This is a genomic window from Roseomonas sp. E05 (genome assembly GCF_030063475.1).
Taxonomy (GTDB): Bacteria; Pseudomonadota; Alphaproteobacteria; order Acetobacterales; family Acetobacteraceae; genus Pseudoroseomonas.
Genome location: NZ_JASIRT010000049.1, coordinates 1 through 23,460, shown reverse-complemented (window position 1 = coordinate 23,460; position 23,460 = coordinate 1). Strand labels below are relative to the sequence as shown.

Genomic DNA, 23,460 nt, shown 5'->3' with positions numbered 1-23,460 from the left:
CATCGCGCAACGCATCCGGGTCCGCGCTCATCCAGGCCAGCCTCCAAAAGCCAGCCTTGAATCACGCCCCGCTCAGCAGCGGAATCCCTCAGATCAGGAAATCGTCACCACCGCCTAGCAGCTAAGGTAAGGGCTGGCGCTGCATCGGGAGGGCTGCCACCCTCCCAGAGGGAAGACTCATCAGCGAAGTTGGAGCTTCCGGCAGAGGGACAGGTTCCGAGAGGCGCTCTGTCCTGCTGGGTCGCATGATTACCGCGTGGACCAGCCATGATATCGCAGCTCGATGCGCCGGTAACCTCTCCCAGAAACAGCCAGGGTGGGAGCGGCCCGGCGGGCTTTCCTCACCCCCGGCGGCGGAACCGCTCCACCGCCGCCACGAGAGCCGTACGCACGCCCGGCTCAAGTGCCGAGTGCCCCGCATCCGGCACCACCGTCAGCCGGGCGCCCGGCCATGCGGCGGCCAGGTCGAAGGCGCTCTCAGCCGGGCAGACCATGTCGTAGCGTCCCTGGACGATCTCCGCCGGCAGGTGGGCGATGCGGTCCATCTGGCCAAGCAGCCCCCCGGGCGGCAGAAAGAGGTTATGGGCGAAGTAATGCGCCTCGATGCGCGCCAGCCCGAGCGCCGTGCGGTCCTGCGCGAAGCTTGCCACCGTCTCCGGGCTCGGCATCAGGGTGCTGCACAACCCTTCATACTGGCTCCAGGCCCGGGCGGCCGCGAAATGCACCTGCGGGTCGGGGTCGGTCAGGCGCTTCAGATAGCCGGCCAGCAGATCGCCGCGCTCCTCCTCCGGCAGGTGCTCGGCGAACTGCGCCCAGGCATCCGGGAAGACCCGGCGCATGCCGTAGAGGAACCATTCCACCTCCTGCGGCCGCCCCAGGAAGACGCCGCGCAGCGCGCAGCCGATGACACGCTCAGGATGCGCCTGGGCATAGGCCAGGGCGAGGGTGGACCCCCAGGAGCCGCCGAACAGCAGCCACTGCTCGACGCCCAGGAAGCGGCGCAGTGTCTCGATATCGGCCACCAGGTCCGGCGTGGTGTTGCCCGCCAGTTCCCCGAGCGGACGGGAACGGCCGGCGCCACGCTGGTCGAAGATGACAATGCGCCAGAACTGCGGATCGAAGAAGCGGCGGTGCACCGCCCCTGCCCCTGCCCCTGGGCCGCCATGCAGGAACAGCACCGGCTGGCCACGCGGATTGCCGACCTGCTCCCAATACATGACATGGCCGCCGGAAAGCGGCAGCAGACCGGTCTCGTAGGGCGCGATATCGGGGAAGAGGTCGCCGCGGGGCATGCCCGATGTTTGGCCTGACGGCGCCGCCGGCGCAACATCGGCGCAGCACTTCCGTCGCCTTCCGGCACGCAGCCCCCTTCGCGCGGGGCCGCTTCGTGCCTAGTTTGGGGAGTGATGGCGACTTCCCAACCCTCTGCCGGCTTTCCCTCTGCCGGCTCCCGAACCGCCGGCGCGGCGGGCGCACTGCGCTGCGCGGTCTGCGGCAGCGAGAGCCGGCAGGCCCCGTTCCGTCCCGCACCGCCGGAACAGGCGCCTGACCTCGATCTCCGGCCAGGCGAGCCGCTGCGCGGCACTATGGCGCGCTGGCTGCAGCAATGCCCGCATTGCGGCTATGCCGCACCGGATATCGGCCGCGCCCACCCGGCGGCGGCGGAGACGGTGGCCGCCGCGCCCTTCCGCGCGCTGATCGCCGATACCAGCCATCCGCCGCTCGCGCGCCGTTTCCTGGCCTGGGCGCATGTGCTGGAGGAGACGGGCGCCCTGCACGCCGCGGCCGAGGCCACGCTGCACGCCGCCTGGGTGGCCGATGACATGAACCGCCCGGACCTCGCCACCGCCTGGCGGCGGGACGCAGTGGCGCTATGGCGCGCCGGCCCGGCGCTCGATGCCGAGCAGACGGTGCGGGTGATCGACGCGCTGCGCCGTACCGAGGGCTGGCAGGACGCCGCCACCACCGCCGAGGCGCTGGCCGCCAGCGCGCCGGAGGAGGCGGTGGCTCAGGTCGTCGCCCTGGAGCGGCGGCTGATCGGCGAGCAGGATTCGGGACGCCACACCCTGGCCAGCGCCCTGCCTCCGCCGGCGCGTCGCCCGCATGTCGCGCATCAGAAGATCGGCCGCAGCCGCGGCGAGGGCTTCTGGGCGCGTCTGCGCCGGATGCTCCGCGGGGACTGATCGCCGCACCGGCCTGCGGGCGGCTTGCGCGGAGCGCCCGAAATAGGCATCGTTATATTATAACATTCCTGGAGCCTCCTCCATGCACCGCCGCGCCCTGCTCGCCCTGGCGCTCGCCGCGCCCGCCCTGGCCCGTGCCCAGGGTGCATCCCCCCTCCCCGTGGTCGCCTCTTTCTCCATCCTCGGCGACATGGTCCGCCAGATCGGCGGCGATCAGGTCGCCGTCCATGTCATCGCCGGGCCGGATGTGGACGCGCACAGTTTTCAGCCACGCCCTTCCGATGCGCAGGCGCTGCGCGGGGCTGCGCTCGTGTTGCGCAACGGCCTGGGCTTCGATGCCTGGATGGACCGCCTGCTGAACGCCGCCGGCGCCGCACCGGCGGCGGTGACCGCCACCGAGGGTATCGCCGCCCGCCAGATCCCCGACGAGGATCGGGATGGGCACGCCCATGAGCGCAAGCAGGAGCATGAGCACGAGGCCGGTGCACCGGACCCGCATGCCTGGCAGGATCTCCGGCACGGCCAGACCTATGTGCGCAACATCGCGGCCGCGTTGCAGGTCGCCGACCCCGCCCGCGCCGCCGCCTTCCAGCGCGGGGCGGAGGCCTATCTGCGCCGGCTGGCCACGCTCGACGGCTGGGTGCGGGCGCAGATCGCCACCGTGCCCGAGGCGCGCCGCAAGGTGGTGACCAGCCACGACGCCTTCGGCTACTTCGGCGCGGCCTACGGCGTCCGCTTCCTGGCGCCGCAGGGGGTGAGCACGGAGAGCGAGCCTTCGGCAGCCCAGGTCGCCCAGTTGATCCGCACGCTGAAGCGGGAAGGCATCACCGCTGTCTTCCTGGAGAACATGGCCAATCCGGCGACGCTGCGGCGGCTGGCGGCGGAAGCGGGCGTGAAGGTGCAGGGCCGGCTCTATGCCGATGCCCTCTCTCCTGCCGATGGCCCGGCGCCGACCTATGAGGCCATGTTCCGGCACAATCTCGGCCTGCTGGTCCCCGCAATGCGCGGGGCGGGCTGAAAGGGCCGCGGCACCCTCCAGCGGGCGGAGTGGGATATGCACCGGGGGAAGTGACCTCCCCCGGCCTTGCGGGCAGGGCCCGCTCGGCGTTTTTCAGTACTTGGGGCCGCCGTAATTGGTGCCGCCATAAGCCGCGCCGGTGGCGGGCGCACCGGCGGGCGGCGCATAGGCGCCAGGCGGCGGGCCGCCGGCGGCGCGGGTGATGCGGGTGCGGTCACCGCGCGAGATCACCACGCGATCGCCGGCCTGCAGCCCTTCCTCGTTGGTCTGCACCACCGAGATGTCGCCGCCCTGGTCCTCGCGGATGAAGAACTCGACGGCCTGCCCGCCGCTCGCGCCACGCCCGATGGCATTGCCGGCAAGGCCGCCAATGACGGCGCCGCCCAGGCCGGCGAGCGCGTTGGAACGCCAGTCGCCGCCGATGAAGCTGCCGGCCACACCACCGGCGACGGCGCCTGCCGCGGTGCCGACGCCCGAGCCGTTGCCCTGGATCTGCACCGGGCGCATGCCGACGATGGTTCCGTAAGAGACGGAGGCGGCGCGGCCCAGCGCGGCCGGGCTGTAGGTGGTGCCGGTCTGTTGCGGGGCGCAGGCGGCCACCGTTCCGCTCAGCAGCAGCAGGCTGAGAGCGGCGCGGCCCAGCCTGCCGGCGGTCCTGTGCGAGGCCATGATGTACTCCTGATCCTTCTCCTGGCCGCGGTTCCCGGGGAAGCCGGGCCCATACGGCCGGAAGCCTAGAGGTGGCGGCCTGGAGCATTCCTGTCCAGCCCCCGGCTGCGCCGGAGCCTCTCCGGCCGGCGGCGGCGGCGCTGTCACAAGGGCGGGAGGAAGGCGCCTCGCGGGAGGCTCCCCAGAGCGGCTCCGGCGCGGCGCCCCGCAGACGAGGCTTGCGCTAATCCTCTGTCTCCTTTAGCGATTTGCGGGCAGATGTTCTGCTGAAACCTTAGCCCGGAACTGCTTCCGGATTCGCAGGCGTGGGGGCGCTGGCGGGTCCATCATCAGGAAGCAGCCCGCCGGGCCCTGACGGAGAACCGGGGATGACTCCGTTCCTGAACGCTCGGATGGCGCCGGGGGGGCGCGTCCGAATGCTGGCTGCCCTTTCCATGGTCGGCCTTCTCGCCGCTTGTGGCAGCAACCAGCAGCCTCGCCTGAACGCAGGCGCCACCGCCGAGGCCGCGGCCTGGCCGCAGCCCACCAGCTACGATCCGCCTGGCTCGGCCAGCGATCCCTGGGGGCCCTACATCAAGGAAGCTTCCCGCCGCTTCGACGTTCCGGAGCGCTGGATCCGCGAGGTCATGCGGCAGGAGAGCGCCGGGCGCGTCTCCGCCACCAGCCCGGTCGGCGCCATGGGTCTGATGCAGGTGATGCCGGGAACCTATGCGGAGCTGCGCGCCCGCTACGGCCTCGGGGATGATCCCTATCATCCCTGGAACAGCCTGATGGCCGGTGCCGCCTATCTGCGCGAGATGTACGATCTCTACGCCACGCCCGGCTTCCTGGCTGCCTACAACGCCGGCCCGCGCCGCCTGGAGGACTATCTCTGGAACGGCAGGGGCCTGCCGGCCGAGACCCGCAACTATGTGGCGCGCATCGGGCCGCGCATTGCCGGCGTGCACCCGAAGCACCGTGCGGCGCCGGAGGTCTATGCCGCCGCCGAACTGCCGCTGACCATCCCGGCCGGCCCGCGCCGCGGCGACACCGCGACGATGCTGGCCCTGCGTGACCAGCGCAACGCCGTCGACCCGGGCATCAAGGTGGCCAGCCTGCCGCCCGGCCCGGTGGTGCGGATGGAGCCGATCCCGGATGGCTCGACCTATGCGGCGTCCGAACCGGTGCAGGTGGCGAGCCTCGATCCGGCCTCCGGCAGCAACGTGGTGCGGATGGACCCCATCCCGGACGGCTCGACCTATGCCAGCAGCCCGGCGCCCGAGCCGCCGGCAGCCGCCTCCGCCCCGGTGGCGGTCACGGTGAACACCATGCCGCCGCCCGCGCCGCCGCCGGCCCCGGCCCGCGCGCCCAGCCTGCTGGCCGCTGCCAGCTTCACGCCCCGTGCCGCCGCTGCGGCGCCCGCGCCTGCGGTGGCGCCCACCACTGCGCGCATCGCCACCGCTTTCGCCGAGCCCCAAAGGCCAGCCCCGGCGCCGCGCGGCAGCGGCTTCAGCCTGATCAGCAGCGCCAATGCAGCCAGCCTGCCGCCGCCGGCCCATGTGCTGCGCCTGCCCGGCAAGAGCGTGACGCCCACCGCGGCGCCGGCGACCGGCAACTGGGGCGTGCAGGTCGGCGCCTTCGCCAGCGCCAACCTCGCCCGTGCCGCCGCCGGCGAGGCGCGTGGGCGCCTCGGCCTCAGTGGCGCCCGCCCGGCCGTGGAGCCGGTGGCGCAGGCGCATGGCACCCTCTACCGTGCCCGCGTGCTCGGCCTCTCGCGCGAGAACGCCCAGGCCGCCTGCGAGAAGCTGCGCAGCTCCGGCGCCTGCATCATCGTCTCGCCGGAAGCGCAGGGCTGAAGGCCGCGCAGGGGGCCTTCCCCTGCCCGTCCCACGAGAAAAGGCCGGGGAAGTCATTCCCCGGCCTTTCGTGTTTCAGACGATGGCGGTGCCGTCCGCCTTCAGGACCTCACCCGCGAGGTAGAGGCTGCCGCAGATCAGCACGCGGCCGGGCGATCCCTTCATGGCCGCGATGGCGCGCAGCGCATCGGCCACTTCCGGGCCGGGGCGCGCCACGCCGCCGCTGGCGGCGACGATCTCCTCCACCGGCATAGCCAGATGCTGGCCCGGCTCCGCCACCGCCCAGAGCGAATCGGCCAGCGGTAACAGCGGTGCCAGGAACTCGGCCGAGGCCTTGCCCTTCTTCATGCCCACCACCAGGTGGCGCGGCCGGCCGGACCAGAGCGGCAGGTGCTCCGCCAGCGCCTGGCCGGCACCGGCATTGTGGCCGCCATCCAGCCACAGCTCCCAGCCCGGCGGCAGCAGCGCCGCGAGGTTGCCATGCAGGCGCTGCAGGCGCGCCGGCCAGGCGGCGGTGGTGAGCCCGGCGGCGATCGCGGCCTGGGTCAGCCACGGCGGGTTCCAGCCGCGCAGCGCGGCGATGGCGATGCCCGCATTGTCCGCCTGATGCGGCCCCGGCAGGGAGGGGCGCGGCAGTTCCATGACGCCACCGGGATCGGCATAGCGCAGGCCGGTCTCGGTCCAGTTGATGGTCCAGTCCTGGTTGCGCACGGCCAGCGTCACGCCGAGGCGCACCGCCTCCTCCTCCAGCACCATCAGCGCCTCGGGCGCCTGGTGGCCAGTGGCGGCGGGCACGCCGGGCTTCAGGATGCCGGCCTTCTCGGCGGCGATGGCAGCCAGCGTGTCGCCCAGGAAGTCCATATGGTCCATGGAGATGCTGGCGATGGCGCAGGCCACCGGCTGCTCCACGACATTGGTCGCGTCGTAGCGGCCGCCCAGCCCCACCTCCAGCACCAGCAGGTCGGCCGGCGCGCGGCTGAACAGCAGCAGGGCGACCGCCGTCGTCACCTCGAAGACGGTGATCGGCGCCCCGGCATTGACCGTCTCCACCTCCTCCAGCGCCGCCGTCAGCGCCTCCTCCGAGACCAGCGTACCGGCGAGGCGGATGCGCTCGTGGAAGCGCACCAGATGCGGCGAGGAATAGACATGCACCCGCAGACCTGCCGCCTCGGCGATGGCGCGCAGGAAGGCGCAGGTGGAGCCCTTGCCGTTGGTTCCGGCGACATGAATCACCGGCGGCAGCTTGCGCTCGGGGTGGCCGAGCGCGGCCAGCAGGCGCTGCAACCGCTCGAGGCTGAGGTCGATCAGCGTCGGGTGCAGCGCGTGCAGGCGGTCGATGATGGCTTCGGAGCGGCTCACGCCTCGGGCACCGCCTTCGGCGCGGGGGTGGACACCGGCTTGGCGGCGGCGGGGGCGCGCGATGGCGCCGGCACCGCAGCGGCCTCGGCAGGCGGTGCTTCCTCGGGCACGGCGGCTTCGGGCTTGTCCTCCGGCGCGGCCAGGGCCAGCAGCGGCTCGCGCAGCAGACTGATCACGCGCGCCAGGGTGCCCCGCATGGCGCCGCGCTTCACCACCATGTCGAGGATGCCGTGCTCCAGCAGGTACTCGGCGCGCTGGAAGCCCTCCGGGAGCTTCTCGCGCACGGTCTGCTCGATCACCCGGGCACCGGCGAAGCCGATCAGCGCGCCGGGCTCGGCGATCTGGATGTCGCCCAGCATGGCGAAGCTCGCCGTGACGCCGCCCGTGGTCGGGTCGCAGAGCACGACGATGAAGGGCAGCTTGGCTTCCTTCACCATCTGCGTGGCGATGACGGTACGCGGCATCTGCATCAGGCTGACCGCGCCCTCCTGCATGCGGGCGCCGCCCGAGGCGGTGAAGACGATCAGCGGCGCATCCTGCAGCACGGCGAGCTTGGCGGCGGTGACAACGGCCTCCCCCACCCCGGCGCCCATGGAGCCGCCCATGAAGCCGAACTCGAAGGCGGCGACCACGGCACGGCGGCCCTCGATGGCGCCATGCGCCACCACCACGGCATCATCCATGCCGGACTTGGTCTGGGCTTCCTTCAGGCGGTCGGCATATTTGCGCTGATCGCGGAAGCGCAGGGGGTCGGCCGGGGCCTTGGGCAGCTCGATGCGCTGGAAGCCCGGATCGAGCGTGTATTCCACCCGCTTCAGCGCCGGGATGCGCATGTGGTGGCCGCAATGCGTGCAGACATGCAGGGACCGTTCCAGGTCGCGATGGAAGATCATCTGCTCGCAGGCCGGACATTTGTGCCAGAGATTGTCCGGCACCTCGCGCCGGCCCAGCCATGTCTGGATCTTCGGCAGCGCCCATTCGCTGATCCAGTTCATGTGGATCCTCTTCCCGTTTTCTGAAGCTCTGGCGGTGGAGCGTCCTAGGCCCGGTGGCAGGCGAAAGGCAAGACCCGGCCGCCTGCCCGGTCCGCCCTCGCCTCGCCGGGCTGACAAAAGCAAAATGGGGGTTCGGGGGAATTCCTGCCCTTGACCTTCCTTCTACCCTCCCGCCTGGCGCGCATGGGCCAGCATACCGCGGGCGATCTCCCGCTCGCCCATGACGGTGAGCGTGGCGCCGAGCTGCATCAGGTGCTCGACCTCCGCCTCGGTATGGGCGCGGGCCAGGATCTCGATTCCCGGATTGGTGGCGCGCGCCTGCTCGACCACCTGCCCGGCATGGAAGCTTTCAGGGATGGCAACGAACAGCCGCTCCGCCGCCGCCAGATTGGCGGCGGCGAGCACCTCGGGGTCGGCGGCATTGCCGAGCAGGGCCTCCAGCCCATCGGCGCGGGCCGCTTCCACCCCCTCGCGCCGCTCCTCGATCACCAGCACCGGCTGGCCGGCCTTGCGCAGCCCCTGGCCCACCAGGCTGCCGACGCGGCCATAGCCGACCAGCACCGCATGGCCGGTCAGGCTGGTGGGACGCAGGTCGGTGGCTTCCTCGTCCTCCCTGGCCGCGGGCGGGGGCGCCGGGACGGGTGCCGGCGCCTGGGCCGGCGCGGGCCGGCCCACGAGGCGGTCGATCAGGATGAAGGCGAAGGGATTGCAGAAGATGGACAGGATGGCACCGGCCAGGATCAGATCCCGTCCCTCCTCCGGCAGCACGCCGAGGGCCACCCCCAGCCCCGCCAGGATGAAGGAGAACTCGCCGATCTGCGCCAGGCTGGCCGAGATGGTCAGCGCCACGGAGTGCGAGCGGCCGAAGGCGCGCACGATGACATAGGCGGCGATCGACTTGCCGACCAGGATGATGATCACGGTGCCGAGCAGGGCGAGCGGCGCCGCGACGACGACGTTCGGGTTGAACAGCATCCCCACCGAGACAAAGAACAGCACCGCGAAGGCGTCGCGCAGCGGCAGCGTCTCCTCTGCCGCGCGGTGGCTGAGCGGGCTCTCGGCCAGCACCATGCCCGCGAAGAAGGCGCCAAGGGCGAAGGACACGTCGAACAGCAGCGCCGCGCCATAGGCCACGCCCAGCGCCACCGCCAGCACGGAGAGGCGGAACAGCTCGCGCGAGCCGGTATGCACGACCCAGTGCAGCACCGCGGGAATCAACCGGCGCCCGACCAGCAGCATCATCGCCATGAAAGCGGCGACCTTGCCGAGCGTCAGAAGAAGGATACCGGCGAGCCCGAACTGGCTGGCAGTGGCGGCGCCATGGGCGTCGGGCATGGCGGGGCCGCCCCCCATCGCGCCGGCGAGCGCCGGCAGCAGCACGAGCGCCAGCACCATCGCCAGATCCTCGACGATCAGCCAGCCCACCGCGATGCGGCCACGCTCCGTCTCGACGAGGCGCCGCTCCTGCAGCGCGCGCAGCAGCACCACGGTCGAAGCGACGGAGAGCGCCAGGCCGAACACGAAGCCCGCGCCCCAGGACCAGCCCAGCAGATAGGACAGCCCCATGCCCATCAGCGTCGCCACCCCGATCTGCGCCACCGCGCCGGGCAGGGCGATGCGGCGCACGGCCAGCAGATCCTTCAGGGAGAAGTGCAGGCCGACACCAAACATCAGCAGGATGACGCCCACCTCCGCCAACTCGTTCGCCAGGTCCTGATCCGCCACGAAGCCTGGCGTGAAGGGGCCGATCGCCACTCCCGCCAGCAGGTAGCCGACCAGTGGCGAGATGCGCAGCCGCTGGGCAAGGGCTCCCAGGATGAAGGCGAGCGTGAGCCCGGCGCAGATGGTGGCGAGCAGCGGTCCGTTGTGCATGCGACTCCCGGCCAAGTGGTGCAGGTTGCGAAAGAGCGGCGCGGCGGTTGCCGTTCTTCCTAACTGCGCAATTCAGCGCGGATCTTCAACTCTCCAAGCCACCCACCCGGAGATTTTCCGGCAGTGCCGCCGTCCAGAGGGACCTCCGGCTCGGCGAGAAAACGCCTGCCGCACCCTCCGGGCGCGCCGTAGGATACCCTCATGAACACTGCCTTCCTGTGGCCGCCCCTGCTGCTGCTCGGCTCCAACATGGTGATGACCTATGCCTGGTACGGTCATCTCAAGCACCCCTCCTGGCCGCTCTGGCTCGCGGTGGTGGCCAGCTGGGCCATGGCCTTCTTCGAGTACTGCCTGGCGGTGCCGGCCAACCGAATCGGCTACGGCGCCTTCACCGGCCAACAGCTCAAGGTGATGCAGGAGGTGATCACACTGATCGTCTTCGGCGGCTTCTCCGTCCTGGTGCTGGGGGAACCGCTGCGCTGGACCTATTTCGCCGCCATGCTCTGCCTGGTGGCGGCGGTGGTCTTCATCTTCCTGCCCGTCGACTAGGTCCGCCGGCACATCCTGGCCGGCAGATGGGAGGTCCAGGAACCTCAGGTTCCCGGCGGAGGGTCCAGGAGGCAGCGCCTCCCGGAAGCTGCGGGCGAGAAATCAGTCCGCCGCGGGCTTGCCGCGCAGGCGCTTCACCGCGCCGCGTTGCGTCTTGCCCTCCAGGCGCCGCTTCTTCGAGCCGAGCGTTGGCCGCGTCGGGCGGCGCTTCGGCGGCGGGGGCGCGGCCGCCGCCTGCAGCAGCTCCAGCATGCGGGTGCGCGCCTCCTCGCGGTTGCGCGCCTGCGAGCGGTGCTCCTGCGCGGTGATGACGACCTCCCCCGCCGTGGTGGCGCGATGACCGGCCAGCCGCAGCAGCCGCTCGCGCACCGCCTCCGGCAGGCTCGGCGAGTTGCGGGCGTCGAACCGCAACTGCACCATCGTCTCCACCTTCTGGATGTTCTGCCCACCCGCCCCGGAGGACCGCGCGAAGCTCTCGACGAGTTCGCTCTCGTCGATCGACAGGCGCGCGGTGACGGCAATCCGGGGCATGGCGGTCAGAGTTCCGGGGCGGGCTCGGCGATCGCCGGGTTCAGCGCCATCTTGCCGAGCGCGCTCCAGGCCCGGTCATACTGCGGCGGGATGCGCAGCGCCTCGGTGCGGCCCAGCGCGGCGGCGGCGTGCAGCGGCCAGTAGGGGTCGCGCAGCAGGGCGCGCGCCAGCAGGATCAGGTCCGCCTTGCCCTCGGCCAGGATCTGCTGCGCCTGTTCCGGCTCGGTGATCATGCCGACCGCCGCCACCGGGATCTCCGCCCCCGCGCGCACCGCCGCGGCGCCCGGCACCTGATAGCCCGGCCCGATGGGGATCTGCGCCGGCACCAGCGCGCCGGAGGAGACGTCCACCAGATCGACACCCAGTGCCTTCACCTGGCGGGCCAGTTCGACGGTTTCCTCGGTGGTCCAGCCGCCCTCGGTCCAGTCGGTATGCGAGAAGCGGATGGCCAGCGGCACATCCCCGGGGATGGCGGCGCGCACGGCCGAGACCACCTCGCGCGTCAGCCGGGTGCGGCCGGCGAAGTCGCCGCCCCATGCGTCGTTGCGCTGGTTCGACAGCGGCGAGAGGAACTGGTGCAGCAGGTAACCATGCGCCGCATGGACCTCGATGAACCGGTAGCCGGCGGCGATGGCCCGCTTCGCGGTGGCCGTGAAGTCGGCGATCACCTTCTGGATGTCCGCCTCGTTCATGGCGCGCGGCATGGCCATGCCGGGGAAGGCGATGGCGCTCGGCGCGACCGGCTCCCAGCCGTGCTCCTTCGCCATGCCGCCGATCCAGGGCGCCGCCGCGCTGGCCTTGCGCCCGGCATGGGCGATCTGGATGCCCGGCACCGAGCCAGCCCGGGTAATGGCCGCGGCCAGTTCAGTATGGGCGGGGAGTTGCGCGTCCTCCCACAGGCCGACATCCTGCGGCGTGATGCGCGCCTCCGGGCTGACGCCGGTGGCCTCGACGATCACCAGCCCGGCGCCGCCGATGGCACGGGAATGCAGGTGCGCGAGGTGCCACTCGGTCGGCCGGCCATCCGGCGCGCAGCTGTACTGGCACATGGGGGAGACGCCGATGCGGTTGCGGAGCGTCACGCCGCGCAGCGTCAGCGGCTCGAACAGGTCAGTCACGAAGCGGTTCTCCAGTTCCAGGGGGGCAGACGCCCCAGACGATTCTCCAGGACGGCGAACCAAGTGGGGCCATTTGCCGGCCGTGCCAACAGTCGGCCTGCCAGGTCGGTCGGGAAGCGCGACAGCGTGACGGCATCCGCCACATTGCCGCCGACCGCCTCCACCACCCCTGGTGCCACCGCCACGACGATGTCGCAATGCATGGGCCGGAACTGGCCCGCCTCGCCCAGCCGTTCCTGCCAGTGCCGCAGGGGATGATCGGAGCGGTCCGCGCAGATCAGGTCGCCCCTCTCGGGCGCGCGGTCCGTCCAGTCATGCGGCAGGAAGGGCGCGGTGGCGGGAAAGGCACGGGCATCGGCCAGCAGCGCGTCGAGGTAGAAGGCATGCGCGGCGGAGGGCGGGAATTCGCGCCGGTCCACCCCCGCCGTCCGCATCACGAAACTGATGAAGGCGGCCGACCAGGCCGGCTCCTGCCACAATCCGACCTGCAGGCCGGGCTGTGCCAGGGCGGTGGCATAGAGGGTGCGGTTGCGGGCGATGGGACCGGCGCCCTCCGCCACCGCCCGCCAATAGGCCAGCACGCGGGGGAAGTTGGCGAGGGCGCTCTCCGGCCCCGGCAGGGCGGGGCGGGATTCGTGGGGGGCGTCGGCATCCACCACGATGCGCCCCCAGTCCGCCCACTCGGCCAGTGCGATGTGCAGCATCCGCTCCCGCACACTGGGCGGATAGGGCAAGGGCGGCGGGGTCGGGGCCGGCGGGGCGGCGCAGGCCGCCGGCAGCAGCGCCAGCAGCAGGAGCAGCGCGCACCGGCCCGGCCGGCGCGACCAGCGGTTCAGGCGCATCGAAGGCGGCCGCTCAAAGGGTAGCCGGCGCGGCGCTGTCCGATCCGGAGATGGCTGCATCGGCCTCCATCAGCCCGAGCAGGACGGCGGGCTGGGTGGCGGCATTGCCCTCGCCCGCCAGCGGACTGGTCAGCACCTCCAGCGTCTCCCCGCAGGGGCGCAGCCGGGCGCGGAGCTGCCGCAGGCTGATATCCTGCAGCGTCTGCAGCCGCATCAGTTCGCCGCTCTCCAGCGGCACCGCGCCGGACTGATGCGCCAGCCGCAGCGCCGCCAGCGCCCGCAGCAGCAGGCCGAGCTTGAAGGACCAGAAGCCGCCGTCATCCTCCCAGCGGCCATCCGCGCGGCGGCTGCGCACGAAGGGCGTGTCCAGGCTGTGCACGCCGCTCTCCAGCGGCACCTTGATGGTGCCAACGCGGATGGCGCCCATCGCCTGCCGCAGCGCCACCGGCAGCCGCGGGTCCTGCCGCCGCAGCGCCAGGCGGCCCAGCGCCAGCATCGCGGCGGCGTGGCAGTCGAGATAGGCGGACTGGTTGAGGTCGGCGAAGGCGCCGCCCGCCTCGTCCGGGCGCTGCAGGGAAAGCATCAGGTCGAGCCCATGCGCCAGCGCCGCCTCATAGCGCGGCTCGCCGGTGGCGCGGTGCATGGCCTCCAGCGAAAGCAGCGTGAAGGCAAGCGAGCGCAGATAGCTGCGCGCCGGGCGCAACGTGTCGCCATCCGCCATGGTGGCGAACAACCCATCGAGGTGGCGGTCGTACCAGTCGCGCAGCATGGTCAGCCGCTCGGGCGCCAAGGCGTAGGCGCCGGTGCTGGCGAGCAGGATCTGGGTCGCCACCGCGTTCAGCGCCGTGCCGTGGTCGGCGGTGATGCCGGCGTCGCGGCCCGAGAGCACGGAGGGGTCGTGCAGCACGCCGGTATAGCTCGGCAGCGCGGCGGCCAGGGTGCCGGCGGTCAGCAGCCGGGCCTCATGCACCCGGAACTCCTGGCCCCCGGCCAGCGTGGCGCAGGCGTAGCGGCTGAGCAGCCAGTGCAGCCGGCCGGACCGGGTCTGCGCCTTCACGCTCAGCAGCGCCTCGGGCGTGAGCGGGCGCAGGTGCAGCCCGTTGGCGGCGCCGGGGGGCGCTTCCTCGATCAGGCTGATCAAGTCCACCGGGCCGCTGTGCAGCGTCGTCACCGCGCTGCCGGAGAGCGGCACGAATTTCGGGCGGCGCTCCTGCACCACCCCGGCCCGCAGCACGGGACGGTTCTCCTCGCCGGAGAACTCGTCCACCGCCGTGGTCAGCCGCACCTCCTGCAGCGCGACGCCGGGTTCGGCGCGCAGCACGACGCTCATCAGCAGGCGCGGGTCCTGCAGGTCGATCCAGTATTCGTAGCGCAGGCGGCCGACCACCTGCTCCGTCTTGCGCAGCAGGCCGGTGGTGACCTTCAGCAGGCTCTCGTGGAACAGCAGCACGCCCTCGGGATGCTGTTCCAGCCCGCAATCGACGATGTTGTCCTCGACATCAAGGCAATGGCGGCGGCGGCCGAGGCGGAACTCCACCAGATGGCCGGTATGGTGCACCTCCCGCCGGGCCGGGCCGCCCCGCACCGCCTGGCGCAGCACGCCGCGCGACAGATCGCCGCGGTACTCGTGGGTGGCGGTGGTGATCGCGAAGGCGCGCGGATCGTCGTTCTCGACGATGCAGACCGGCGCGGCGACGCGCCGCAGCAGCAGCGGGCCGGTTCCCATGGCCAGCAGGAAATCCGTCAGCCCGTCGGCCAGGCCGCCCCAGCGGGCCCGCAGCGCCGGCAGGGAAAGCATCTCCACGGCGGCCGCCACATCGGCGGTCCAGCACCATTCGGCGGTGGGAAAGGGCGCGTGGGTCTCGCAGAGGGTGGCGATCGCCAGGCCATCCACCGGCACGGAGCGCAGGAGGTAGCGCTCCAGATAGGCGACCATCCGATCGCGATCATCCTCGCGCAGCAGTTCCACCATCGGTGTTTCCCGACCTCGTCGTACTCTTGTCCCGCATGATAGGATGGCGCTGCGCTTCGCGCACGCCGCCATGGCGGGAAACTGGCCGATTGTGAGGCCGGGCGCCCTAATAAAGGGTGTTCCCGTGGCTTTGCCTGTCCCGCGCCCGCCTATACGGCACGGCTATGCCGCCCGGGGCCGGCGCCGAGATAGGCGTCGAAGGCCGCGGCGGCATGGCGCAGGAAGCGTCGCTCCGCCACCTCCAGATGGCCGTTCCGCTCGGCCAGGATGCCGTCCGCCAGCAGCGGCTCAAGGCGCGGGCGGGCGGTGGCGAGCACGGCCTCCGGCACCGCCGCCAGGTCGAGCGCCAGGTCGCACATCAGCCGCTCGATCAGCCCGCCGCGCAGCCGGTCCTCCTCGGAGAGCGCCCGGCCACGCGCCACCGGCAGGCGCCCACCCTCGACGGCGGCGAGCCAGGCGCGCTCGTCCGGCAGGTTCTGCGCGAAGCCCGTGGGCAGGCGGCCGATGGCCGAGGCGCCAAGGCCGAGCAGCACCGGCGCGGTATCCGTCGTGTAGCCCTGGAAGTTGCGCCGCAGGCCGCCCCCCGCGGCGGCGCGGGCCATGGGGTCCTCCGGCCGGGCGAAGTGGTCGAGGCCGATGCGGACATAGCCGGCGCGCTCCAGGGCCTCGGCCGCCGCCTCCGCCTGGGCCAGCCGCGCCTCGGCATCCGGCAGAAGCGCCTCGTCGATGGCCTTCTGGGCCGGCTTCATCCAGGGCACATGGGCATAGCCGAAGACGGCCACCCGGTCGGCACCGAGCGCGGCGGCGAAGGCGGCGCTGGCCCGCGCATGCGCCACCGTCTGGCCGGGCAGGCCATACATCAGGTCGAAGTTGATGGCCCGAATGCCGGCGGCGCGCAGCATCGTCACCGCCGCCTGCACCTGTGCCGCCGGCTGCGGCCGCCCGATGCGCGCCTGCACCTCGGAATCGATATCCTGCACGCCCAGGCTGGCGCGGGTGACGCCGCCGCGCGCCAGGCTCTTGACGATGGCCGGGGTCAGCACGCGGGGATCCAGTTCCACCGCCAGTTCGGCATCGTCGCGGAAGGGGAAGTGCCGGCGGAGCGTGGCGAAGAGACGGCCCAGCCCGTCCGCGCCGATGGCCGAGGGGGTGCCGCCGCCGAGATGCAGCGCCGCCACGCCAGCATGCGCCGGCAGGGCCGCCGCCAGCAGCGCCGCCTCGGCCTCCAGCCCATCCGTGTAGCGTGCCAGCCGCGCCGGCTGCCGTGTCACGCTGGTGTGGCAGCCGCAATACCAGCAGAGGCTCTGGCAGAAGGGAATGTGGACATAGAGGGAGAGCGCATCCCCGGCGCCGATGCCGGCCAGCCAGGCGCGGTAGGCCGCCTCGTCCAGGGCGGTGAAGTGCGGCGCGGTCGGGTAGGAGGTGTAGCGCGGCAGGCTGGCGGCGGCGTAGCCGGCAAGGGTATCGGGCGACATGCCGCGAAAGGTAGCGCCGCGCGGCACCGGCTGCCTTGCGCTGGATCAACCGGAGCAAAGATCGGGGGAATGAATTCCCCCGAACCCCCATCTTCTTTCTGTCAGCTTGGCGCTGGCCGGCCGATCAGCGCGGAAAACTCGAAGAGAGAAGAAGGGGGTCTGGGGGAATTCATTCCCCCAGCCTTATACTTGGCGTCCCGGCGCGGGATTTGCTTCGATGGCGGCCATGACCGGATGCATCACCTTCCTGCTGAACGGGGAACCCCGGCAGCTTCCGGCGGAGACCCCGCCCGGCATGACCCTGCTCGACTGGCTGCGTGGCCCCGGAGGGCTGACCGGCACCAAGGAGGGCTGCGCCGAGGGCGATTGCGGCGCCTGCACCGTGGTGCTGGAGGAGGCCGGTGGCCACCGCGTGCCGGTCAATGCCTGCCTAGCCCTGCTGGGCCAGATGCATGGCCGCGCCATCCGCACCGTGGAAGGACTGGCCGGCCCGGACGGCCCGCACCCGATCCAGCGCGCCATGGCGGAAGGCGATGCGACGCAATGCGGCTTCTGCACCCCGGGCATTGTCATGTCCGCCTGGGCACAGGCGCGGGAAGGCGGCGCCGCGCATGAGGCGCTGGCCGGGAATCTCTGCCGCTGCACCGGGTACAGGCCGATCCTTGACGTCTTCGCCGGGCTTGTGGACGACGGGAGCCCCTCCCCCGCCCTGCCTGACGTCTCCGGCGCGACTTTCGCCGCTCCGGGGCAGGTCTTCCACCGGCCTGCGACCCTGGCCGAGGCCCTGGCGCTGCGCGCAGCCCATCCCCAGGCACTGCTGCTGGCCGGCGGCACCGATCTCGGGCTGCTGGTCTCGGAACACCGGCAGCAGCCCGCCGCCATTCTCGGCCTGTCCGGCGTGGCGGAGTTGCAGGCGCTCTCCACCGCGCCGGAACGGCTGGTGGTGGGTGCCGGCGTGACCTATGGGCGGCTCCTGAAGGCGCTGGAGGAGGTGCCGGAACTGGCCTCGCTGGCCGGGCTGCTGCGCCGGCTCGGCTCGCGGCAGATCCGCGGCATGGGGACGCTGGGGGGCAATCTGGGCACTGCCTCGCCAATTGGCGACGCGCTGCCACCGCTGCTGGCGCTCGGTGCCGAGGTGGTGCTGGGTTCGGCACGGGCCGGGGAGCGCCGCCTGCCCGTGGCCGGCTTCCTGACGGGCTACCGGCAGACCGTCCTGGCGCCGGACGAGCTCATCCTGCGGATCGTCATCCCTCGCCCGCCGGCCGATGCGATCTTTGTCTGCGAGAAGCTCTCCAAGCGGCATGACCAGGACATCTCCACGGTCTCTGCCGCCTTCCTGCTGCGGGTGGCGGAGGGAACCGTCACCGAGGCGCGGCTGGCCTTCGGCGGCATGGCGGCCACCGCCGCCCGTGCAGCCTCGGCCGAGGCGGCGCTGACGGGGGCGGCGCTGGGCGAGGAAAGCTTCTCTCGCGCCGCCGAGGCGCTGGCGCAGGACTTCGCGCCCCTGGCCGACTGGCGCGGCAGCGCCGAGTACCGCCGCCAGGGCGCGGCCGGACTGCTGCAGCGGCTCTACTGGCGGGTAGCACGACCGGATCTGGCGCTGGAGGTGCAGGCGTGATGGATGGCTCCTCCCCCGCCCCCAGCCGCAGCGGCATGGGCGCCGCGCTGCGCCAGGACAGCGCCCTGAAGCACTGCACCGGCGAGGCGCGCTTCCTCGACGACCTGCCGGAGCCGCCGGGCACACTGCACGCGGCGCTGGCGCTTTCCCCGGTGGCGCATGGCGTGCTGGCGCCGCTCGACCTCGCCCCGGCCCGCGCCGTGCCCGGCGTGGTGGCGGCGCTCGGCCCGCGTGACGTGCCCGGCCGCAACGACATCTCTCCCAGCGGCCTGGCGGCGGAGGTGCTCTTCGCCGAGGGCAAGGTGGAGCATTGGGGACAGCCCCTGGCCGTCATCGTGGCGACCACGCGGAATGCCGCCATCGCCGGCGCGGCGGCGCTGCGGCCTTCGATCGAGGTGCTGCCGCCGGTGCTCTCCGTGGAGGAGGCGCTGGAGGCGAAGGCGCTGCTGATGCCGCCGCAGGTGATCGAGCGCGGCGACTGGCAGGCGGCGCTGGCGGCCGCGCCCGTGGCACTGGAAGGCGAGTTCCACTGCGGCGGGCAGGAGCACTTCTATCTGGAAGGGCAGATCGCCCTCGCCATCCCCGGCGAGGACGGCGACCTCACCCTGCATTCCTCCACCCAGCACCCGACGGAAGTGCAGCACATCGCCGCCCGCGTGCTGGGCGATGACTACAACCGCATCACCGTGCAGTGCCGGCGCATGGGCGGCGGCTTCGGCGGCAAGGAAAGCAACGCCTCCTGGGTGGCCGCCGTCGCCGCGCTGGCGGCGCGCGCCACGGGGCGGCCGGTGAAGCTGCGCCTCGCCCGCAAGGCCGACATGGCGGCGACCGGCAAGCGCCACCCCTTCCTCTATCGCTGGCGCGCGGGCTGCGACGCCGAGGGCCGCATCCTGGCGCTGGACGCCACCATGGCCGCGGATGGAGGGCACAGCCTGGATCTCTCCGGCGGCGTCATCTTCCGCGCGGTGACGCATGCGCTGAACGCCTATGACGTGCCGGCGCTGCGCGTCACCGGGCTGGCCTGCAAGACCAACACGGTCAGCAACACCGCCTTCCGCGGCTTCGGCGGCCCGCAGGGGGCGCTGCTGATGGAGGATGTCCTGTTCGCCGCCGCCCGCGCGACGGGCCGGCACGTCGATGTGCTGCGCGAGCGGAACTTCGCCGGCGGGCCGAATGGCGACGAGACGCCCTATGGACAGGCGCTGGAAGGCGACCTGATCCGCCGCGTCTGGGCCGAGGCGAAGCAGGGGGCCGAATGGGAGCGCCGCCGCGCCGAGGTGGATGCCTTCAACGCCAGCCATCCCACTCTCCGCAAGGGGCTCGGCGGCTTCGCGCTGGCCTTCGGGATTTCCTTCGGCATCACCGCCATGAACCAGGCGGGGGCGCTGGTGCATGTCTATACCGACGGCTCGATCCGCCTGAACCATGGCGGTACCGAGATGGGCCAGGGCCTGTTCATCAAGGTGGCGCAGGTGGTGGCGGAGGTGTTCGGCGTGGAGGTGGAGCGCATCCGCATCACCGGCACCTCCACCGCCGAGGTGCCGAACACCGCGCCCACCGCCGCCAGCACCGGCAGCGACCTGAACGGCTGGGCGGCGCATTCGGCGGCGAGCGCCATCCGAGGCCGCATGGCCGAGGCGGCGGCGGCGCTCTGGGGTGTGGCGCCGGAGGAGGTGGCCTTCGCGGAGGGGCAGGCCCGCGCGGGCAACCGCAGCATGGAGTTCGGCGAGCTGGCGCATCACTGCTGGGCGCAGCGGATCAGCCTCTCGGCCACCGGGTTCTACAGGACGCCGGACATCCACTGGGACGCGCGCAGCATGCGTGGCCACCCCTTCTTCTATTTCTCCTACGGCGCCGCCCTTGCCGAGGTTCTGGTGGACCGGCTGACCGGCGAATACCGCGTCACCCGTGCCGACCTGGTGCAGGATTGCGGCCGCAGCCTGAACCCGGCGATCGACCGCGGGCAGATCGAGGGCGCCTTCATCCAGGGCCTGGGCTGGCTGACCTGCGAGGAGCTGTGGTGGGACGCGCAGGGCCGGCTGCGCACGCTCGGCCCTTCGACCTACAAGATCCCCGGCTCGCGCGAGATGCCGCCGGTGTTCAACCTGCGCCTGCTGTCCGGTGCGCCGGCCCGCGCCAACACCATTTTCCGCAGCAAGGCGGTGGGCGAGCCGCCCCTGCTGCTCGCCACCTGCGTCTGGAACGCGCTGCGCGACGCCACGGGGGCCGCTCGTCTGGACCTGCCCGCCACCTCCGAACGCGTGCTGGCCGCCTTCGCCGCCTGATCGCGGAGTCCGGGGAGGCCGTTGCCTCCCCGGTGGGGGTTTGAGGGGGCGGCTCCCCCTGCGGCGCTATCCGAAGGCGCCGCACTCCAGCGAGATGATGGCGCTGACCTCCCGCACCATGCCGAACAGCTCGCGCAGCGGCCGGATGATCTCCTCCTGCTCCTGGCCGTAGCCGCCATGGCGCGGCGCCGGCGGCTCGGCGAAGTCGAGCGATGCCCCGGGCGGCTCGGCGGCGGGGAAGATTTCCTCCAGCACACCGACCGCCGCCTCGACATCCAGGCGGAGCAGGCGCTGCACCAGGGCCTCCCGCGTGACGGAATGGCGCGGCGAGAAGTCCGGGATGGCCACGGCGATCAGCCAGATGCGGTGAATCAGCGAGAGCCGCAGCGCGTGCAGGGCAAAGAGCCGGTCGCTCATGCGCGGCGCGCCGCCGGGCCAGGCGGCGCGCAGGGCCAGGTCATCGGCCTTGAGGCGGCGGAACACGGCGCGCGCGGGATCTCCCAGTCCCGCCTCCTCCAGCGCGCCTGCGACGGCGAGGAAGGCGGCGATGCGACCATGGCTGCGGCTCTGGGCGGCGCAGTCGAGCCAAGTGCCGGGATCGAGGCTGGCGACATAGCCATGCAGCACATCGGCATCGGAGAGGGCGAGACCGGCGCGGGTGAAAGCCAGGGCATTGGCGAAACGGGGGCTGCGGCGCAGCAGCTCGGCGAAGGCCTCGGGCTCGTGCAGCGCCCCCTGCCCCAGCCCATGCATCAGGTTGGCGAGGAAGCCGAGCTGCTGCAGCACGGCGTTGTTCGGGATGGCGCGCAGCTCGCGCGGATGGCGGATGACGGCAGGGCCGCCCGCGTCGCTCTGCCGGTTGGCGGGGCGGGAGCCGGTGCGATCGAGCAGGGCGGTGCCGAAGGCGCCGAGCAGCGCGGCATAGCCCGGGTCCTCCACCAGCGCGGCGAAGGTGGCGCGAGCGCCGGCGAAGAGGTCGCTGGCAGAGCCGCCCTCGGCATAGACGGGATCGGGCTCGTCCTGCGGCAGCGGAGCGAAGGCATGCTCCGCGATGCGGGTGACGGCGGCCTGCGCCAAGGCGGGGGTGCCGAAGAGCAGATAGCCGTCGCCGCCCTGGAAGGAGGTTTCCAGCCGCGTCGGGACGCCGCGCGCGGCGAAGGCGGCACGAACCGCCGGCGGGTCGAGATAGTCGAGCCGCGCCGCCAGGCCGTCAGGATGGCCGCCACGGCCCAGGCCCTCGCCATGGGTGTCGAACAGGACCACCTCCAGCCCGGCCAGCCCGTGCCGGCCGAGCAGGTCGAGGATGCGCAGCTTCAGCCGCTCGATGAGTTGGGTGGCGGCGACCTGCCCGACATAGCGGCCGGAGTCGGAATAGCCGAACTGCAGGCAGAGCCGGCCGACGCGGCGCAGGTAGGCGCGCCAGTGCGGGCTGCGCAGCGCTTCCTCCACCACGCGCTCGCCACGGCGCTCCAGCGCCTCGGCGGTCTCGAAGAGGGGGGAGATCTCGACATGGCCCTCGACGCCCGCCAGGCGCGCCAGCAGAAGAGCCGCAAGCAGGGTATAGCCACTCTCCGTCTCGGCCACGAGGAAGCGGACGGGCTGGCTGGCATCCACATGCTTGGTGATCTGCGCGACCGTCATCATCAGGCGGGCGGCGGAGGCCTGTTCCGCCACCAGGCCGCCGAAATCCACCGGTTCGGGCCGCGCCTCCTCCAGCATGGCGTTGATGGCGGCGAAGAGGCCGCGCCGCCGTGCCGGATCTTCCGGACCGCTGTCGAGATCGGCGAATCGCAGGCGGACCGCGTTGTGCAACTGGCTGGCATTGAGCCGCACATGGGTGTGGGCGAGCGACAGGCCGTGCGCAACCAGCCCGGCACGGGCGACGCAAAGGGCGAGGCGCACCTGCTCATCCGGCGCTTCCGCAATGGCTGCGGGGAACAGGGCCAGAAGCGGGTCGGGCGTGGTCAGGGCGGGCTCGCGCTGCGCGATCAGGGCAGCGGCGAAAGCCTGGACAGCGATGGGCGCGGCCGGCCCTGCCGGCGGGCAGGCTTCGAGCTGCACCTGCAGCGCCTCCAATGCCTGGGCGGTGCGCTGGCGGAGGGCGGCGGTGCACGCCTCCGGCAGGGCGGCGAGTTGGGCCGCCAGCCGCGCCAGTTGCAGGCGCTTCATGCGAAGCCGCAGGCGCATCGTGTCGTGCCAGCCGATATCGGTGCGGCCATCCGTGTCATAGCCGACCCAGGAGGCGAGGATCACCGGCCGCGGATCGATCTGCATCCAGCGGTCCGGCCAGATGCTGCGGGCGGTGCCGAGGAAGGCGGCAGCAAGCCGATCCAGGGCATCACGCCCATTGGCGATGGCGAGGGTAGCCTGCTCGAACTCATCCGCCAGCGTCGGCGGCTCGGGCCGCAGCGCAAGGGATTCGGGCGGCGAGGCGCCGGCGGCCAGAGCGGCCAGCGCCTGGCCCGTTGCGGGGGGCAGGCTGAAGGTCGGGTGCGCAGTGAAGACGGCGGCCGCCCGTGGCCGTTCGCAGGCCGCACGGAAGGCAGCCAGCGGGATTGGGCTATCCGCCGGATCGGGCCGGGCGATCCGGGTGGCAAGCGCCGCGAGGGCGGCATCGGCATCCGGGAAATCGGTTCCGAGGGCATGGCCGATGCGGTGCGCCTTGTCGAGAAAGGCTGCCCGGCCAAGCTGCTGCAAAAGTTGCGCCAGGTGATCGGGGGAGGTGCTTTTCTCCTCGGCCATGCGACTGAGGGCGAGAGCAAGCGCCAGCGCAGGCTGCGCCAGCGGCTCGTTCCGCGCGCTGCTGCGAACGCTACTGGTGATTGCGACGAGGTCACTCTGGCTGAAAGGCGGCATGACAGCGCCATGCTGCCCGCGAGCGGCGGACCTGTCTTGGATTTTCTGGAGAGACGAAAAATTTGGATGCGGGGACAGGATTTGAACCTGTGACCTTCAGGTTATGAGCCTGACGAGCTACCGGGCTGCTCCACCCCGCGTTGGTGGTGTTGGATCCGTTTGTTGTCCACAATTCCGGCTGGGTGGCCCGGCGGCGACCTACTCTTCCGCGCCTTGAGGCGCAGTACCATGGGCGCTGGGGAGTTTCACGGCCGAGTTCGGGATGGGATCGGGTGTATCAGCC

At 72.1% G+C, this 23,460-nt stretch carries 17 protein-coding genes, 1 tRNA gene and 1 rRNA gene; 6 read left to right on the top strand and 13 right to left on the bottom strand.

Features of this window, described 5'->3' with window-relative positions; translation table 11 throughout:
• Positions 1 to 341 precede the first annotated feature (341 nt).
• Entirely contained in the window at positions 342 to 1,292 is a 951-nt protein-coding gene (pip, locus tag QMO56_RS25250; RefSeq protein ID WP_283530193.1) for a prolyl aminopeptidase, read from the bottom strand.
• Positions 1,293 to 1,406: 114 nt separating this feature from the next.
• On the opposite strand from pip, the gene QMO56_RS25245 reads away from it, so the two are divergent.
• Positions 1,407 to 2,183: a hypothetical protein gene (locus QMO56_RS25245; protein WP_283530191.1), complete on the top strand. Its 777-nt coding sequence runs from the start codon at positions 1,407 to 1,409 to the stop codon at positions 2,181 to 2,183.
• Between the two features lie 82 nt (positions 2,184 to 2,265).
• Complete coding sequence (locus tag QMO56_RS25240) at positions 2,266 to 3,201, top strand: metal ABC transporter solute-binding protein, Zn/Mn family (RefSeq protein ID WP_283530189.1); 936 nt, start codon at positions 2,266 to 2,268, stop codon at positions 3,199 to 3,201.
• Between the two features lie 93 nt (positions 3,202 to 3,294).
• On the opposite strand, the gene QMO56_RS25235 is transcribed toward QMO56_RS25240, so the two are convergent.
• Positions 3,295 to 3,870: a glycine zipper 2TM domain-containing protein gene (locus QMO56_RS25235; RefSeq protein ID WP_283530187.1), complete on the bottom strand. Its 576-nt coding sequence runs from the start codon at positions 3,868 to 3,870 to the stop codon at positions 3,295 to 3,297.
• A 416-nt stretch (positions 3,871 to 4,286) separates the two neighbouring features.
• Here QMO56_RS25235 and QMO56_RS25230 point away from each other — a divergent pair, with 416 nt between their 5' ends.
• Entirely contained in the window at positions 4,287 to 5,705 is a 1,419-nt protein-coding gene (locus QMO56_RS25230) for a lytic transglycosylase domain-containing protein (protein ID WP_283530185.1), read from the top strand.
• Positions 5,706 to 5,780: 75 nt separating this feature from the next.
• On the opposite strand, the gene QMO56_RS25225 is transcribed toward QMO56_RS25230, so the two are convergent.
• From QMO56_RS25225 to ybaL, 3 genes are all read right to left on the bottom strand, one after another.
• Positions 5,781 to 7,064, bottom strand: a complete 1,284-nt coding sequence (locus QMO56_RS25225; RefSeq protein ID WP_283530183.1) for a folylpolyglutamate synthase/dihydrofolate synthase family protein — start codon at positions 7,062 to 7,064, stop codon at positions 5,781 to 5,783.
• Entirely contained in the window at positions 7,061 to 8,059 is a 999-nt protein-coding gene (accD, locus tag QMO56_RS25220; RefSeq protein WP_283530181.1) for an acetyl-CoA carboxylase, carboxyltransferase subunit beta, read from the bottom strand. The genes QMO56_RS25225 and accD overlap by 4 nt, the downstream gene beginning before the upstream one ends.
• Positions 8,060 to 8,221: 162 nt before the next feature.
• Positions 8,222 to 9,931 (bottom strand): YbaL family putative K(+) efflux transporter, encoded by a 1,710-nt coding sequence (gene ybaL, locus QMO56_RS25215; RefSeq protein ID WP_283530179.1) that lies wholly within the window; start codon positions 9,929 to 9,931, stop codon positions 8,222 to 8,224.
• 201 nt (positions 9,932 to 10,132) lie between these two features.
• Between ybaL and QMO56_RS25210 the strand changes: the two genes are divergently transcribed.
• Positions 10,133 to 10,480, top strand: coding sequence for a DMT family protein (locus QMO56_RS25210; RefSeq protein WP_283530177.1), 348 nt, complete (start codon positions 10,133 to 10,135; stop codon positions 10,478 to 10,480).
• Positions 10,481 to 10,582: 102 nt separating this feature from the next.
• On the opposite strand, the gene arfB is transcribed toward QMO56_RS25210, so the two are convergent.
• From arfB to hemN, 5 genes are all read right to left on the bottom strand, one after another.
• Entirely contained in the window at positions 10,583 to 11,011 is a 429-nt protein-coding gene (gene arfB / locus QMO56_RS25205; protein ID WP_283530175.1) for an alternative ribosome rescue aminoacyl-tRNA hydrolase ArfB, read from the bottom strand.
• Positions 11,012 to 11,016: 5 nt separating this feature from the next.
• Positions 11,017 to 12,129 carry an NADH:flavin oxidoreductase/NADH oxidase gene (locus QMO56_RS25200; protein WP_283530173.1) on the bottom strand — a complete coding sequence of 371 codons (1,113 nt, stop codon included), beginning with the start codon at positions 12,127 to 12,129 and terminating at the stop codon, positions 11,017 to 11,019.
• Positions 12,126 to 12,971, bottom strand: coding sequence for a DUF2272 domain-containing protein (locus QMO56_RS25195; protein ID WP_283530171.1), 846 nt, complete (start codon positions 12,969 to 12,971; stop codon positions 12,126 to 12,128). Before QMO56_RS25195 ends, QMO56_RS25200 begins: the two co-directional genes overlap by 4 nt.
• 13 nt (positions 12,972 to 12,984) lie before the next feature.
• Entirely contained in the window at positions 12,985 to 14,943 is a 1,959-nt protein-coding gene (locus QMO56_RS25190; RefSeq protein WP_283530169.1) for a hypothetical protein, read from the bottom strand.
• Between the two features lie 149 nt (positions 14,944 to 15,092).
• A complete protein-coding gene (gene hemN, locus QMO56_RS25185; protein WP_283530167.1) occupies positions 15,093 to 16,418 on the bottom strand; it encodes an oxygen-independent coproporphyrinogen III oxidase in 1,326 nt (441 codons plus the stop codon).
• 217 nt (positions 16,419 to 16,635) lie between these two features.
• Between hemN and QMO56_RS25180 the strand changes: the two genes are divergently transcribed.
• Together QMO56_RS25180 and xdhB are read left to right on the top strand one after the other, a co-directional pair.
• Entirely contained in the window at positions 16,636 to 18,036 is a 1,401-nt protein-coding gene (locus QMO56_RS25180) for a xanthine dehydrogenase small subunit (RefSeq protein ID WP_283530165.1), read from the top strand.
• A complete protein-coding gene (gene xdhB, locus QMO56_RS25175; RefSeq protein ID WP_283530163.1) occupies positions 18,036 to 20,321 on the top strand; it encodes a xanthine dehydrogenase molybdopterin binding subunit in 2,286 nt (761 codons plus the stop codon). The genes QMO56_RS25180 and xdhB overlap by 1 nt, the downstream gene beginning before the upstream one ends.
• Before the next feature lie 66 nt (positions 20,322 to 20,387).
• Here xdhB and QMO56_RS25170 read toward each other — a convergent pair whose 3' ends face one another.
• The 3 genes from QMO56_RS25170 to rrf all read right to left on the bottom strand — a co-directional run.
• Positions 20,388 to 23,177: a phosphoenolpyruvate carboxylase gene (locus QMO56_RS25170; RefSeq protein ID WP_283530161.1), complete on the bottom strand. Its 2,790-nt coding sequence runs from the start codon at positions 23,175 to 23,177 to the stop codon at positions 20,388 to 20,390.
• 63 nt (positions 23,178 to 23,240) lie between these two features.
• Positions 23,241 to 23,317 (bottom strand) — tRNA-Met (locus QMO56_RS25165).
• A 45-nt stretch (positions 23,318 to 23,362) separates the two neighbouring features.
• A 5S ribosomal RNA gene (gene rrf, locus QMO56_RS25160) occupies positions 23,363 to 23,460 on the bottom strand; the annotation flags it as partial.